General features: G+C 51.9%; 13 protein-coding genes. 9 read left to right on the forward strand and 4 right to left on the reverse strand.

Annotated features, from left to right (window positions below; translation table 11 throughout):
* The first annotated feature begins 56 nt into the window (after window positions 1-56).
* The 9 genes from nuoI (at window position 57) to DZC79_RS01595 (ending at window position 9,124) form a co-directional block, all read left to right on the forward strand.
* Window positions 57-536 carry an NADH-quinone oxidoreductase subunit NuoI gene (nuoI, locus tag DZC79_RS01560; protein ID WP_232831732.1) on the forward strand — a complete coding sequence of 160 codons (480 nt, stop codon included), beginning with the start codon at window positions 57-59 and terminating at the stop codon, window positions 534-536.
* Window positions 537-643: 107 nt separating this feature from the next.
* Entirely contained in the window at window positions 644-1,165 is a 522-nt protein-coding gene (locus DZC79_RS01565; protein ID WP_118949781.1) for an NADH-quinone oxidoreductase subunit J family protein, read from the forward strand.
* A 34-nt stretch (window positions 1,166-1,199) separates the two neighbouring features.
* Window positions 1,200-1,499 (forward strand): NADH-quinone oxidoreductase subunit NuoK, encoded by a 300-nt coding sequence (gene nuoK, locus DZC79_RS01570; protein ID WP_118949782.1) that lies wholly within the window; start codon window positions 1,200-1,202, stop codon window positions 1,497-1,499.
* A gap of 68 nt (window positions 1,500-1,567) precedes the next feature.
* Window positions 1,568-3,457: an NADH-quinone oxidoreductase subunit L gene (gene nuoL, locus DZC79_RS01575; protein WP_118949783.1), complete on the forward strand. Its 1,890-nt coding sequence runs from the start codon at window positions 1,568-1,570 to the stop codon at window positions 3,455-3,457.
* 218 nt (window positions 3,458-3,675) lie between these two features.
* The gene (locus tag DZC79_RS01580; RefSeq protein ID WP_118949784.1) at window positions 3,676-5,097 is read left to right on the forward strand and encodes a complex I subunit 4 family protein; all 1,422 of its coding nucleotides are present in this window, start codon (window positions 3,676-3,678) and stop codon (window positions 5,095-5,097) included.
* 82 nt (window positions 5,098-5,179) lie between these two features.
* Window positions 5,180-6,568 carry an NADH-quinone oxidoreductase subunit N gene (locus DZC79_RS01585; protein WP_118949785.1) on the forward strand — a complete coding sequence of 463 codons (1,389 nt, stop codon included), beginning with the start codon at window positions 5,180-5,182 and terminating at the stop codon, window positions 6,566-6,568.
* A gap of 153 nt (window positions 6,569-6,721) precedes the next feature.
* Window positions 6,722-8,422 (forward strand): hypothetical protein, encoded by a 1,701-nt coding sequence (locus DZC79_RS01590; RefSeq protein WP_157976848.1) that lies wholly within the window; start codon window positions 6,722-6,724, stop codon window positions 8,420-8,422.
* 21 nt (window positions 8,423-8,443) lie between these two features.
* A complete protein-coding gene (locus tag DZC79_RS21040; protein ID WP_157976849.1) occupies window positions 8,444-8,593 on the forward strand; it encodes a hypothetical protein in 150 nt (49 codons plus the stop codon).
* An 18-nt stretch (window positions 8,594-8,611) separates the two neighbouring features.
* A complete protein-coding gene (locus DZC79_RS01595; protein WP_118949787.1) occupies window positions 8,612-9,124 on the forward strand; it encodes a gamma carbonic anhydrase family protein in 513 nt (170 codons plus the stop codon).
* 6 nt (window positions 9,125-9,130) lie between these two features.
* Here DZC79_RS01595 and DZC79_RS01600 read toward each other — a convergent pair whose 3' ends face one another.
* The 4 genes from DZC79_RS01600 to DZC79_RS01620 all read right to left on the reverse strand — a co-directional run bounded on the left by DZC79_RS01600 (window position 9,131) and on the right by DZC79_RS01620 (window position 12,578).
* Window positions 9,131-9,562, reverse strand: coding sequence for an META domain-containing protein (locus DZC79_RS01600; RefSeq protein ID WP_118949788.1), 432 nt, complete (start codon window positions 9,560-9,562; stop codon window positions 9,131-9,133).
* Window positions 9,563-9,567: 5 nt separating this feature from the next.
* The gene (locus DZC79_RS01605) at window positions 9,568-10,677 is read right to left on the reverse strand and encodes a trypsin-like serine protease (RefSeq protein WP_118949789.1); all 1,110 of its coding nucleotides are present in this window, start codon (window positions 10,675-10,677) and stop codon (window positions 9,568-9,570) included.
* 229 nt (window positions 10,678-10,906) lie between these two features.
* Window positions 10,907-12,124: a hypothetical protein gene (locus tag DZC79_RS01615; protein ID WP_118949791.1), complete on the reverse strand. Its 1,218-nt coding sequence runs from the start codon at window positions 12,122-12,124 to the stop codon at window positions 10,907-10,909.
* Window positions 12,105-12,578: a hypothetical protein gene (locus tag DZC79_RS01620; protein WP_118949792.1), complete on the reverse strand. Its 474-nt coding sequence runs from the start codon at window positions 12,576-12,578 to the stop codon at window positions 12,105-12,107. Before DZC79_RS01620 ends, DZC79_RS01615 begins: the two co-directional genes overlap by 20 nt.
* Between the last annotated feature and the right edge of the window lie 27 nt (window positions 12,579-12,605).

Genomic DNA, 12,605 nt, shown 5'->3' on the forward strand with positions numbered 1-12,605 from the left:
ATCGCATTGTGAATATGCAGTTAACTAACAGATCGGTAGCGGTAAACAGGAGCCCGATGACCTTCGGCGAAAAGATCTACCTGCCCGCCATTGCCAAGGGGCTTAAGATTACCGTAGGACATATATTCAAGAAAAAGGCGACCGTAAGCTATCCCGAGGTGAAGCGCCCCTTCAGCCCGGTGTTCCGCGGCCTGCATGTGCTGAACCGCGACGAGGAGGGCCGTGAAAAATGTACTGCCTGTGGCCTTTGCGCCCTGGCCTGCCCCGCTGAGGCCATAACGATGGAGGCTGCCGAAAGGAAGAAAGGCGAAGAGCACTTGTATCGTGAGGAGAAATATGCCGCGCGGTACGAGATCAATATGCTGCGCTGCATCTTCTGCGGCTATTGCGAAGAAGCCTGCCCCAAGGATGCCATTTACCTGAGCGAAACCGTGATGCCTTCTAATTACACGCGCGATTATTTTATCTATAAAAAAGAGGATATGCTCATTACCGATGAGCAGCTGAAAAAAAGAGCGGAAACAGGTAAAGGATAACCATAATTCAAAATAAGAACGCAAAAACAAAAAGCGGGTCGTTGTAAGAGCAAATATTTGGGTATTATTTCTCCCGTGTTTTTACGTTTTACTTTTTAATTTCTCAAATGAGTTTACACGAAATCTTATTCTACTTTTTGTCCCTTATGGCGCTGGTTTGCGCCCTGGGCGTTATCCTCAGCCGCAACCCGGTAAAGAGCGTGCTCTTTCTCATTGCAACTTTCTTCGCTATCTCCGGCCATTATGTGCTGATGAATGCGCAGTTCCTGGCTGTCGTCAACATTATTGTCTATGCCGGCGCCATTATGGTGCTGTTCCTGTTTGTGATTATGCTGATGAACCTGAATGCTGATGCCGAGCCCCAGAAGAGCCGGCTGGTACAGTTTGCCGCGGTATTGAGCGGAGGCGCCCTGTTCCTGGTTATGATCGCTGCATTGAAGACCGCAGGTATCCATGCAGAAGAAAGCAAGATCGACAGTAGCGGTGAGATCGGGCTGATCCACAACCTGGGCCAGGTCCTGTTCAAAGAATACGTGCTGCCCTTTGAAGTAAGCAGTGTGCTTTTCCTCAGCGCCATGATCGGCGCCATGGTCATTGGTAAAAAAGAAGAGGCAAGAACAGAAGCCTGATCTATTGTTTAAGCGATAATAAAATTCACATAACGTGCCGATACAACATTACTTATTCCTCAGCCTGGCTTTGTTCTCCATTGGCGTGATGGGTGTGCTCATGCGCCGCAACGCCATTATCGTATTCATGTGCATCGAGCTGATGCTGAATGCCGTGAACCTGCTGATGGTGGCCTTCAGCAAAATGATGGGCACCGCCGATGCGCAGGTCTTCGTGTTCTTCATCATGGTAGTGGCCGCTGCGGAAGTTGCCGTGGGATTGGCGATAATCGTGATGATGTACCGCAAAGTGCACTCGGTCGATATCAACATATTGAACCGGCTGAAGCATTGATCCACGGTATCCCGGCCTTGTATAAACATTCGTTACCCTTTTTATTATAAGTATACCAGTACTGGTTTATGAAAGATTTAGTTTACTTAGTTCCGCTTTTCCCGCTCATCGGTTTCCTGATCAATGGCCTGTTCTGGAAGTCCATGCCGAAGAAGATCTCCGGGCTGCTCGCAAGCGTCGCCATGCTGGCCTCATTTGCCGTATCCCTGGGTATTTTCTTTGAGATAAAGAACAATCCCGCTGCGGGAGGCGTAGTACACCTGTTCGACTTCATTCATTCCGGTTCGCTGCATATTCCTTTCGCCTTCCAGGTCGACGCCCTGTCTTCCCTTTTCCTGCTGATCATTACCGGTGTCGGTTTCCTGATCCATGTGTACTCTACCTCGTACATGCACGACGATCCGGGCTTTACCAAATATTTCGCCTACCTCAACTTCTTCGTCTTCGCCATGCTGCTGCTGGTGCTGGGCGCCAACTACGTGATCATGTTCATCGGCTGGGAAGGCGTAGGTCTGGCTTCTTATCTGCTGATCGGCTTCTGGTACAAAAGGAAAGATTATACCAATGCTTCCAAGAAGGCCTTTATCATGAATCGTATCGGTGACCTGGGTTTCCTGGTGGGCATGTTCCTTACCCTGTATCACTTTGGCACCGCGAGCTACGGCGAGCTGTTCCCCAAGCTGATTGCCGGCCTGCCCGAAGGCGTTTCCGGAAATACCATGAACGCAATCGCAATCTGCTTCTTTATCGGGGCTATGGGTAAAAGCGCACAGATACCGCTGTACACCTGGCTGCCCGATGCGATGGCCGGTCCCACACCGGTGTCCGCCCTTATTCACGCGGCAACGATGGTTACCGCTGGTATCTATATGATCGCCCGCAGCAGCGCCGTGTACAACCTGGCGCCCATAGCGCAAAGCCTGGTGGCCATTATCGGCCTGGCTACTGCCCTGTTCGCCGCCAGCATCGCGCTCAAGCAATACGATATTAAAAAGGTGCTGGCTTATTCTACGGTGAGCCAGCTGGGCTATATGTTCCTGGCCCTGGGCGTAGGCGCTTATACCAGCGCCGTATTCCACGTGATGACACATGCCTTCTTCAAAGCCCTTTTGTTCCTGGGTTCCGGTTCGGTGATCCATGCCATGGGCGGCGAGCAGGATCTGCGCTTTATGGGCGGCCTGGGTAAAAAGATGCGCATCACGCAGATCACCTTCCTGCTGGGCTGCCTGGCGATTGCCGGTATTCCAGGCTTCTCCGGCTTCTTCTCCAAAGATGAGATCCTGGCCGCAGCTTATGCCAAAAACCCGGTTTATTATTACCTGGGTCTTGCCGGCGCGCTGATGACCGCTTTCTATATGTTCCGCCTGTACTTCTACACCTTCACCGGCAGCTTCAGGGGTACCCATGAGCAGGAACATCACCTGCACGAGAGCCCCGCGGCAATGATCATTCCGCTGGTGCTGCTGGCGATCCTGGCTGTCGTGGGCGGCTATGTCGGCCTGCCCGAAGTGTTCAGCGAGCACCATTTGCTTAATGAATACCTGGCGCCTGTTGTACAGAATTTTGACGTGCACCATTTAACGCACGAAACCGAATGGATGCTGATGGGATTATCAGTAGGCCTTATCGTAGTGATGATCCTGCTGGCTTATGGCCGTACGAAGAAGCCCGACTTTAAAGAGAATACCGGTATTGCCAAAGTGCTGGAAAATAAATGGTACGTGGACGAGCTATACGACAATGTGATCGTGAAGCCTATGAAAGGCCTTGCCGTGGTGCTGGATAAATATGCGGAGCGCAGCGGTATCGACGGTATCGTGAATGGTGTAGGACGGCTGGTGAGTTGGGGCAGCAACCGCATGCGGCTGCTGCAGAACGGACAGGTAGGCACTTATATCTTTGCTATGGTAGTAGGTGTAGTGCTTTTGCTGGCGGTAGGTTTATTGATCGTAGGATAACCTAAATGGCCTCATGGGACATAATTTTGAGACTAAAGTGATTTCGCTACTGCAGGTAACGAGGCTGATTAAACCCACGAAGATATGTGGAGCGTGGTTAAGCATATATAACCTGGCCATTAAATCCTATGTTGGCATGAATGAGAACCTTGAAATATAGGACGGATGTCAGCTTTGGGTAATGTAAATAAAGAAAACAACACAGTACAATTACAGCAATGATACTATTACTATTAATCTTAATTCCGTTTGTAACAGGTCTGATCAGCTTCACGTGGAAACACAGCTCGGTAAAGAGCTGGGCCCTGGGCTCCTCTCTGATGACGCTGGCTATCGCTTTTATCGCCTGTCTGGTGAACCGCCAGGCGCCGCTGGCCTACGATATGCCCTGGATCGCCTCCCTCGGCGCCCGCTTCTCCCTGTATGGCAACGGAATGAGTGTGATACTGGCCTTGCTTACGGCTATCGTCTTCCCGGTCATCTTTATTGCACAGCTCAATAAAACAGTCGAAGATGCCCACCGCTTCTACGGACTGATGCTGCTGTCGCAGGCCGGCCTTATGGGCGTATTCCTGGCGCACGACCTGCTGCTGTTCTACTTCTTCTGGGAGCTGGCCCTCATCCCCGTTTACTTCCTCTGCTCCACCTGGGGCGGGGAAAGAAGGATACCCGTTACCTTTAAATTCTTTGTCTATACTTTCCTGGGCAGCCTGCTTATGCTGGCAGGTATCATTTATCTCTACCTGCAGACACCGGGGCGCACTTTCGATTGGGAAACCATCAGGCAAACCGGGGCTTCTCTGCCGGCATTGCAGCAGTGCACCGTATTCTGCCTGTTCTTTATCGCCTTTGGTATCAAAATGCCGGTATTCCCTTTTCATACCTGGCAGCCCGATACCTACGAGCAGTCTTCAACACCGGTAACCATCGTGCTGAGCGCGCTGATGGTGAAAATGGGCTTGTTCGCTACCGTGAACTGGCTGGTCAATATCCTTCCCGAAGGCACCGCCTACTGGACCAATACGGTAATGATCCTGTCGGTGATCGGTATCATCTACGCCTCTTTGCTGGCTATGGTGCAAAGCGATATCAAACGCCTGATCGCCTATTCTTCTATCGCGCACATCGGCCTGATGAGCCTTGGCATCTTTGCCAACGATCCCGGCGGCATCGCGATGAATGGCCTTGTCGTGCAGATGTTCAACCACGGTATCAATATTACCGGTATGTGGCTCATCGTATCGATGATCGAGCAACGCTACGGCACCCGCAACCTGCGCGAATTGGGCGGTATGGCCGGCTCGGCGCCGACCATGGCTATTGCCCTGGTGATCATCGCTTTTGCCAACATCGCCCTGCCGCTGACCAATGGCTTCATCGGTGAGTTCATGCTGTTCCATGGTATCTTCCAGAGCGAAAATCCTTACCACATCACCTTTATGGTGCTGGCGGGTCTCGGTGTGATCTTTGGCGCCGTGTACACCTTGAATATGGTGCAGAAGGTAGCTTATGGCGAAGCCAAAACAGCTGCCATTGTCAGCGACGTCAGCAAAAATGAATTGTTCGGACTGATCATTATCATAGGGCTGATCGTATTGCTGGGTGTGTATCCCAGGCTGCTGTTCGGTATTATAGGATAGTCATTCAAACAGGGCGGTACAGCCGCAAGGCTTATACAATAAAATTATTTAGTACAAAAGCTCCTTCAGGAGCGGGTTAAATATGAAACCACTTATAGCATCTGCAGTTTTCGGCGTAATCATGATGTTTGCCGCATTGTCGGTAAAAGAGAAGAAGACGTTTACCCTGCTGGCAACCTTGTTGCTGGTCCTGCTCACCGGTGTCAATATCTATGAGCTCATGCACATCATGAACGGAGAAATCCCCGAAGCCCTGTTCAACGGGATGCTGAAGTACGGCTCTTTCTCCATCTGGTTCAATACACTGATGACGGGTATCGCTTTGCTGTATGTATTGCTGTGTGGAAAGCATATCGAGAAAGTAGGGCAACATACCGGCGAATACTATGGGCTCATCTTCTTTATCCTTTGCGGCGCCAATCTCCTTTCGGGGTACAACAACCTGTTGATCCTTTTCCTCGGCATCGAGATCATTTCTATCCCCCAATACATCCTGGCCGGCAGCGACAAGCGTAACCTGAAGAGCAGCGAAGCTTCGCTCAAGTATTTCCTTATGGGCGCCTTCTCGACCGGCATCCTGCTGATGGGTATTGCCCTGCTGTACGGCGCTATGCACACGTTTGATGTGAGTCAGTTCAATTTCATGGAGCACAACGTCGATGCGATGTCGTTGGGCGGTATCTTCTTCATTATGGTAGCGCTCGGGTTTAAAGTATCGGCTGCACCCATGCACTTCTGGACACCCGACGTGTACGACGGCGCGCCCACTCCGTTTACCGCTATCATGGCCACCATTGTCAAAGCCGCTATATTCGTGGCTTTCCTGCGCCTGTTCAGCGAAACCTTCGGTGGCATCAGCCAGCACTGGACCCTGGTGCTGAGCATCGTTACCGCCCTCACTCTGTTCGTTGGCAATATTACCGCGGTGTTTCAGCAAAGCGTAAAGCGTATGCTGGCTTATTCTTCCATAGCCCAGGCCGGCTTCATGCTGTTTGCTGTGCTGGCCGTTAATGCTACCGGCTTCAAAGGGATCATTATCTATGCCGTTGCCTACAGTGTCGCTACTATCGGTATGTTCGCCGTGCTGATGAAGCTAAAGGATTATACCTATGACGGCTTTAACGGCCTCGGCAGGAAACATCCCCTGCTGGCCTTTACCGCAACCATATTCCTCCTGTCGCTCGCGGGTATCCCGCTTACGGGAGGGTTCTTTGCCAAGTATTTCGTGCTTACCGCCGTGATGGAGCAAGGCACCGGTATGATGTGGCTTGTGATCTTCGCCCTGCTGATGGCCGCCATAAGCGCTTATTATTATTTCAAGGTGCTGATGGCTATGTATTTCAAGAAAGGCGAGCCTGAGCTGGCTATAGAAGTCACTACCGGCGACCGTTTCTTCCTGGGTCTGGCTGCCGCCGCGATCATCGTGATCGGCGTTGCTCCTGATATCCTGCTGGCCTGGCTGAAGAACTAAAAACAGAACAACAGAATAAGTATTTGAGCGATCCGGAAGGATCGCTTTTTTATTCTTCCTTTACCAGTACTGCCCCGAGTATATTTAGCGATCTTTTTTATCTTTACCCCATTGTACCGGATTGCTCCTCCGACCCTAAAGCGCATTATACTTGTGAAAAAAAGCTTACTGTTCTCTTTAGTATGGGTATCTGTTTCGTTTGCCGCTACGGCACAAACGACCTACCTGCCCTTGCATGCCGAGGAATACAACCTGCTCGACAGGCTGGAAACAAAGGGAGGAATGCTCACCGATCATTTTTACTCGACATTGAAACCCATACCCCGCATGGGCGCTGTCGACTTCCTGAAAGAGATAAGGAAGCCGGCCCACGGCACCCAGGGGTTGAACCTGAGCGATATCGACTATTATAACGTCCAGCGGGCCCTCTCCATCAGCGGGGAATGGTCGGAGACGGCCGATGGCGACGATGGCGCTTTACCCTCCGTACGGCCCATCCTGAAATATTTTTATCAGAAGCAACCCGACCTGGTGCATGTCAATACCGGGGATTTTTTCCTGGTAGTCAACCCTGTGCTGTACCTGCAGGCGATGAAGGAGCGTAATGTCGACGGGATAAAATATATCAATACACGTGGTGCAGAGATCAGGGGACGGATCTTCAACAGGATCGGCTTTTATACCCTGCTTGCCGATAACCAGGAGAAGGCGCTGAGCTATATAGAGCAATGGGAAGCCCGTCACCAGGCTTTCCCGGGCGTCGACTATTATTCCCACAAATCTTCGGGTGTTTACGATTACCTACTGGCCAGGGGCTATGTTGATGTGGGCGCTTTCAACGATCATTTCAACGTTACCTTCGGTTACGATAAGCAATTTACCGGCGATGGCATACGCAGCCTGCAACTCTCCGACTTTGGTGCGCCGGCGACTTTCCTGAGGTTGCGGACCAAAATATGGCGGCTACAGTACGAGAACCTGTTCCTGGAGCTCACTCCAGCCTATACGCGAGGACCGGATCAGCGCTTGCCCCGGAAGTATGCCAGCATCCACCAGGTAAGCATGAACGTAACCCCCTGGCTTAATCTCGGCCTGTTTGAGTCGACCATCTATGCGAAGCCCGAACGGTTTGGCGCGGAGTACCTGATCCCGGTCATCTTCTACAACAGCCTGGCCCGTTCGCTGGGCGCCGATCAGAAAACCTCCATCGGTATCAGCTTTAAGGCAATTGCTTTAAATCACCTCCAGTTTTACGGGCAAGGTTACTTTGATCAACTGCAAATGGGTAAGCTGGGTAATGGCTCCTGGACCAATCAATTCGGTGTTCAGCTGGGCGGCAAATATTTCGATGCCTTTACTCTGGCCAATCTGGACCTGCAGGGAGAAGTCAACCTGGTGCGCCCCTTTACCTATGCTTCCAATGACAGCATTTCCGGTTACACGCATTACAACCAGCCGCTGGCTCATCCTTATGGAGCAGGCTTTGCCGAGTTTATCGGTACCATACGTTACCAGCCGATTGTCAACCTTTACCTGTCCGCCAAAGGAATCTATACGATGAAGGGTATCGACAACGGCGCTGGCGGGATCAATACCGGCAACGATATTTTTGCCCGCTACGATACCCGTATCCAGGATGAGGGCTACGGATTGATGGGAAACAGCCAGCAGATGAAAGGGATCTATCTTAATTTCAACGCGGCTTACGAAATAAGGCCCAATATATTCCTGGAGGCCGGCGCGGCCTACCTGAGACGGAATGGCGACGATGGGCAGGCGCTGTATCCCAGCGCAACCTCCTTTTATGGCGGACTGCGCTGGAACATTGCCCGCAGGGAACAGGACTTTTACTAAACAAATGTCTGAAACACGATCATGAAAAAGCTATGCCTGGTAGTGATCTTGCTGGCAGCAGCTGCAGCGGCCGCAGGCAAGGTTCCTGGTATAAGGCATGGTACGCCTGACAACCCGGAGCAAAGCCGGGATGCCTTTACCCTTCCCGGTAATGCACTGCAAAGATTTTAAAAGATTAATACTACGCTTATGCCCGTTATTCTTCCTGTAAAAGGTATCTCTCCCGAAATTCCCGGCTCTTGCTTTATCGCGCCCAACGCCACCATTGTCGGCGATGTGGTTATGGGTGAAGAATGCAGTATCTGGTTCAATGCTGTTGTGCGTGGTGATGTGAACAGCATCCGCATGGGTAATAAAGTGAACATCCAGGATGGCGCCTGTATCCACGCAACTTACCAGAAAACCAAAGTAGAGCTGGGCAACAACGTATCTGTAGGACACAATGCCATTGTACACGGCTGCAAGGTAGCCGACAACGTGCTGATCGGGATGGGCGCCATCGTGATGGACAATGCGGAGATCGGCAGCAACAGTATTATTGCTGCAGGAGCCGTTGTGCTTGAAGGCACCAAAGTAGAAGCAGGAACGATCTACGCCGGCGTGCCGGCCAAAAAAGTGAAGAACATCAGTCCCGAGCTGATCAGCGGCGAGATCGAAAGGATCGCCAACAACTACACGATGTACAGCTCCTGGTTCCGGTAAGGCCCGTCAATGTCTTTTGGCCTCGTTGTATATGGCCTGCTTTTTCCCTTTACTGTAGAGGAACAGCTGTTGTCCTTGCTGCTCATAGCGGTCTATGCTGCGCAGCATATCCAGGTAAGCAGCTTCAGCGCGGCTCTCCCGGCAAGCCTTCCAGGTAGATGCGAGCCGGCTGAACTGCAGCGTATACGCGACCGTGTCGATGGTACAATGTCCATTGAAGGTATTGCAGATGATATGTCCGCTCGTTAAAGAGTCTCTGCCGATAACGAGGACCGTGGTGCTGCGCCATTGCCGCTGCAGCGCGGTGTCTTCCAGTGATTTTAGCACCCAGCGTGTATATACTGAAGGGCCGGCCGTGCCTTGTGTAAGGACCGGCCGGCCCGTTTGACAGGCGCCCAGGCTGATACAGCAGATGATCATACCGGATAGCTTTCTCATATTGTCTAAGCGCCTTTATATATTTTCTTGGTCAGGTACTGGCCATTACGCGGACTATAGAAGCGGATCATGTACAGGCCCCGGCTAAGCCCGCTCAGGTCGATGGTATAGCTGCATAGCGAAGGTGCGGCGATATCGGTATGATAAACCTTGCGGCCCTCCGCATTGAATACCGTACAGCCGATAGAAGCCGCCTGCATCTTGCCGAAGTAAATGCCGAGGGTATGCCCTGAAATGCCGATCCGGATATCCTCTTCTTTCCAGCCACGGGGATCGATCCCCATGGTATAGCCGCCATTGGCATTGATCACCGAGTCGATCCAGGGGCGGAAAGCAGCCACCTTGGTATATACACCGGGCGTATCGGCACTGGTATAAGGCAGCATGCCGCCGCTCACGACGCCGATGATCTTTTTATTCCCGCTTTGCTCGACCCATACCGGCCCGCCACTGTCGCCTGCCGCAGCGCCTGCGATCTCCTCGCTCAGCTTATAGCCGACGCAAAAAGCCTGCTTGCTGATGCCGCCATACAAAGTGTTGCAGAGCGTAAAGTCAAACACTTTGGTATTGCAGAATTTCATCGTATCGGGACTCCTGAGGGTAACCGGATCGGATATACCCCATCCTGCAATTTTCACCGGATGCCCTGTTGCATAAACGGTAGCAGTATCTGCCAGCGCCGGTAAGGCAATAGGCGTTATGGTGCTTACCGGTTGTTTCAGCTGGATCAGCGCAATATCCTTGCCTCCACTGAAAGGGTTCCCGCCGGGGGCGAAACCCTGGTGGCAAAAGATCTTCTTAAACGCGACTTCAACGCCTCCGCTGGGGTTAAGGGGACCATTGGTGTTGATGGTATTGAATCGTACCCGTATACCGGCAGTATCGGCGGGGAGCCCGGTAAACGGATCAAAGGTGCAGTGACCCGCAGTCACCACCCATTGCGGGTCGATAAGGGCAGCGCCACAGAAATGGCTTCCCGCCTCGCGCAGATCGCCTATCCAGGGCAGCTGGCCTTCCTGTACCGACTGGCCGCCTACGATCCATGATTGTTGCGCGCGGGCGGCAATCGACGCCAGGCTTAGCAGCAGCATGCTGAGTTGGAAATGTTTCTTCATTTAGGGTTGTTTAAGGGGGCAGGGAATAGACACGGTTGGACGAAGTAAGGTACCAGCTTTCCTGCACAATAGCACAAAATCAAAATATCAGGATCCTTCTGTTCGGCGGAACTGTATTCGACAAACAGGTGCTAAAAGCGGACGAACAGGTATTTTATGCAAAACGAGATCGGGCAAATGAAGAAAGGACTGCTCCGGAGAGTAATCCTTTCTTCATTTGCTTTTGACCTTAGGGTTGTTGTGTCGTATCTGCAGGCTCGGGCTCCAGTATCTGCTCCAGCAGGGTAGGGGCCTTATACTCAAAGGAGCTGATACGCCCGTTGGCATCCTTTTTCGCCTCGTAGTAAGTAGGTGTATTGGTGGCACAATCGTACAGAATAATCTTACCGTCCCGGTTCATAAACCGGTAGGCGCCGTTCAAAGGCTTGGCAGCCTTGTCCTCACCGATGACCATAACCTGCTGCGGCGCCGTGTAATCGTTGTTCTTGATATCGCCTTCAAAGCGGTAATAGAAGCCATCGGACAGGCCGGCAATGATCAGGTACTGGACATTCTCCTTGATGGGTTGCTTGATAATGCCATAAGTAGCATCGGCAGCGGCCCTGGGTATCCCCGAAGTATGCAGCGCAATATATTTGTTTTCCAGGTTGCCATCCTGGCTCATGCTGCCGATGATAATCTTCCTGTAGAGCGCTTTCAGGTCCGCATTCTCGGCGCGGTTGTTCTTTACCTCTTTGAAAGCGGTCTGGTACAGGTCAAACTCTTTTACATTGTCCACCACGTAATTGGTATTCACATACCCGATATCCTTGCTTCCTTTGAAGAGGTAGCTCAGGAAGCCGCCGTCTTTTAGCAGCACCTTGCGGAAGGGGTATTGGTTGTTGGTATTGTCGATGCTGCGGTAGTAGATCTCTTTGTCTACCGCTTTTAGTTTCTGGTACGAAGGTACAGCGCCATCGACCTTATACAGGTCCATACGGGCTACGACCTCGCTATGCTCATCGCGCACCAGAACATTATCCGTAATGGTGTAGAGGTACTGCATGCTGCTGTAGGCAAGGTACCGGTAACCCAGGTAAGCCAGTATCAGCAGCAGGGCGCCCAGCGCAAAAAAAGGCCATCTCCGTTTTTTCCGCTGCGGCATCAGCAGCGGTGGCGCTGTGCTGTATGATGGCCCGGAGGATGGTACCGCGACAGGTACTACCCTGGGTGCTGGCTGCTGGGGTTTGGGCGCAAACAAGGTATCCTTGAAAAAAGCATTGATCTCGCTGCGCTTGTCCTCATCGCTCAGCCCCCAGGAGTGGAACAGCCCGCTGAGCTGTTCGGCGATCTCATCGTTGCTCAAAGCCTTCCAGCCTTCCGTCAATTGTGCCGGCGGGTCCTGCCCTTTCTTTTTCCGGTACAGGAAAGTAATAAAATCGGCAATGTTATTTTTGTTTATCGACATGATAGGTCCCTGTGATTTTGTCTGTAAGTCTGATCAGTACATCGTTGGGTATGTTCACCCCGTTTTGTTCATTGATCCTGAAACGCGCCGTCAGTGAGGGGCTGCCCTGCTGGTACTGCAGCTCGAAGCCCTGCTGGCTCAGGCGGAACTTCAGCAGCGCATCGTTGTCGTTGAAAAAATCGCGGGCCTGCTCTCCTTCTTTTTTCAGCTCAAGTGCTAGTACACCCTCTTCCTGTTTGAAGGTAGCAGCATTCCCATAGACCCTGGCGACCAGTGCTGCAAAGGTATCGGTTTTCATAGTGTTATAGCTGTTGGCGCTGAAGGCTGCAGGCTGTTCTACGGCCTGTTCCGTAGCGGTATTGCGAGTCAATAGCGTTAACAGGCCCGCCCCAGCTGCTATCGCCAGGGCCAGTCCGGTAAAAAGTATCTGCCATTTGCTGATGCTGTTCTGCATAGTGTTCTTTAATGATCCCGGTTGCTG

It is taken from the genome of Taibaiella helva (assembly GCF_003545695.1).
In the GTDB taxonomy this organism is placed as follows: Bacteria; Bacteroidota; Bacteroidia; order Chitinophagales; family Chitinophagaceae; genus Taibaiella; species Taibaiella helva.